The sequence below is a fragment of the Halobacterium sp. KA-6 genome, from assembly GCF_021029015.1.
Classification (GTDB): domain Archaea; phylum Halobacteriota; class Halobacteria; order Halobacteriales; family Halobacteriaceae; genus Halobacterium.
In genome coordinates, this window is record NZ_JAJJZH010000029.1 from 1 (window position 1) to 2,293 (window position 2,293).

The window sequence follows — 2,293 nt, forward strand, 5'->3', positions numbered from 1 at the left end:
TCCGGCTCAGCACCCGCCACCTCCTCTATCTCCCGCCGTAGCGGGCGGCGCACTCCCTCAGACGGCTTCTGATTCTGCCACTCCTCGGTCGCATCTTCGACGAACACGCTGTTCGCCAGGTCCCCGTACCACGTCGTCGTCTGCTTAGTCGATTCTGCCGGGAACCCCGTGTGAGAAAGCAGGTACCGGAACAGCCCGTACACGTCCTCGTGGCTGTCTTTGTCGTGAATGCCACCGAACGCCGACAGCGACCGCTTGAACTGGTACAGCCACTCGTCGCTGTCCTTCCCCGGCTCCATGTCCGCGCCGGGGAACCCCACGATGTGATAGTGCGGGCTCCACGTCGTGTACCGCTCCATATTCTCCACGTCGTTGCGGAGCCACACCCAGATCCCGTAATCGGGATCTTCCCGATTGTACCGTTCCTGGCCGTCATCCGTGACCCGATACGGGTGCGGAATCACCGTGAAGCCCCGCCACCCCTTCGCCTCCGCGATCTCCGCCGCCTTCGACCGCCCTTCCCAGTACTGCCGCTCGTTCATCACGTCGCCCTCTTCCGGCGACACGTAGGCGTGAGCGACCTGCCGATGCCAGTCGTCAGGCTGCGTGTACCGGAACTGCTGAATCCGCTCAGTCGCCCGCACAGCGCTGTCCTTCGCCCACATCCCCCAGCAGTCCGGGCACGACCGACGCCCACAGCTATGCGTCCCCAGACTCAGGTCAGCACAACTATCGCAGACCGCCTCCGGGTACCACTCCCCGCAGCGCGCTCCACGGTCGCCCTGACCGGGCAGCTGCCATTCCGTCACTCCGTAGGGACTCAGCCCTTCCGACCACTCGCCCGCCTCCTGGCGCGCCGCACGCTCCGCTGCGGGCGACTCCTCCGGCTCACTACTCACGTCCCGACTGTCCGCAATCAGCCCCCCGAATTCACGGGTCACAGAGAACCACCCGCTAAGCGCGTCTCCCGTGTGTTAGTCGCACTTGGGGGGTTACTTTCCCGCAAGTGCAGGATATAGCACGCACCCGCGACCGCCACCGCCCCGCGACCGCCGACGCCGCGCTCGGAACGGAGGACAGTCCGGGCGCGGCTACCACGACCGCACACGACATCGACCGCCTGCCGGTCGCTGGGGGTGGCGTGGGTCACGCTACTCGTCGCCCTCGCCAACCAGTCCCAGCTTCGCCTTCACGCGGTCCCAGCGCGTCACCGTCCACGCTGGCCCGTCCACGTCCGCCGAACGCACCGGACGCCACGGCTGGCTACGACCGCACTCCGGGCACTCGTCCAGCTTCCAGCCGACCCACGCCTCGCAGGTCGGGCAGTACCACATCGATTCTGACCGGTCACTCATCGGCACCAGCCTCCTCGATCTTCGAGCCACCGTAATCGTCGATCCACTCAGCGATCTCTTCCAGGTGCTCGGTCAGCTCGTCCAGAAGGTCCTGCCGATCCGCACGAACCGCCACCGTCGCAGCTCGATCTGCATGGCGGTCTATCTCCACGATCTCGCTTAGAACTAATTCTTCGTCTATCGAACCCGATTCACCGTCAGACTCATGGCCCTCGCCTGGGCTAGTATCGCTTGCTGTCATCGTTGGTACCGGTGACGCGCGGTTCCTTACAGGGAAGGTCCACACACCTTCCCGACCGTTCACGTCGCACAGCGACGTGTCCGGCGTCCGCGTGTCGGCTTCTGATTGATGTTTCCTGTGCATAAAACCCGGTGCTACTGAGATATATGTTCGCTACGACCACTTCCGAGCGCACTCAGGGCACAGCACGCGCTCTTTCGGGCCATTCCTTACCCGAACCAGTCCTTCCGTCTCACGACAGCCGAGAGCCCCACAGCACGCCGCCTCGGGCGCGAACGCCGACGCTGCCATCAGTCCAGAACGTCCACGTCGTCTAGCCCGTTCTCCTCGCTGTCGTCGTCACTCTCACCGGCCACGACCCACTGGTACATGACCCACGCCAGCACCAGCAACCCGACGCCACCCGCTACATGCCCCCAGTTGATTTCGTGTTTGAAGGTATGCCTCTCAAGCCTCTCTCCACGAATATTCTCGGGAAGCGGCTCCATCTTGTCCGTCATGCCGAAGTCAGCCCTCCAGAAACGTCCACTTCAGCGATTTCCTCCGGGTCCTCTTCGTCCGGCTCAGCAACCTCCTGGGCGCTGTCTTCGCTGTCGTCGCGCAGGTACACGTACAGAATCACCAGCACCAGCGCGACACCGACACCCGCGAACGCGGTCTTCTTCGACACCGGCAGCGGAATCCCGCCCGACGACTC

5 protein-coding genes are annotated in these 2,293 nt (G+C 64.2%); all 5 read right to left on the bottom strand.

All coding sequences use genetic code 11. The annotated features are described in order from the left end of the window. Nucleotides 1-941: hypothetical protein (locus tag LPA46_RS18565; RefSeq protein ID WP_230893796.1), on the bottom strand; the 941-nt coding region annotated here is incomplete at its 3' end. Between the two features lie 210 nt (nt 942-1,151). Beyond that, nucleotides 1,152-1,355: a hypothetical protein gene (locus tag LPA46_RS18570; RefSeq protein ID WP_230893797.1), complete on the bottom strand. Its 204-nt coding sequence runs from the start codon at nt 1,353-1,355 to the stop codon at nt 1,152-1,154. Continuing rightward, nucleotides 1,348-1,596, bottom strand: a complete 249-nt coding sequence (locus tag LPA46_RS18575; RefSeq protein ID WP_230893798.1) for a hypothetical protein — start codon at nt 1,594-1,596, stop codon at nt 1,348-1,350. The genes LPA46_RS18570 and LPA46_RS18575 overlap by 8 nt, the downstream gene beginning before the upstream one ends. 290 nt (nt 1,597-1,886) lie before the next feature. Continuing rightward, a complete protein-coding gene (locus LPA46_RS18580; RefSeq protein ID WP_230893799.1) occupies nt 1,887-2,096 on the bottom strand; it encodes a hypothetical protein in 210 nt (69 codons plus the stop codon). Further along, a partial coding sequence (locus LPA46_RS18585; protein ID WP_230893800.1) for a hypothetical protein occupies nt 2,093-2,293 on the bottom strand: 201 nt, incomplete at its 5' end. The genes LPA46_RS18585 and LPA46_RS18580, both read right to left, overlap by 4 nt.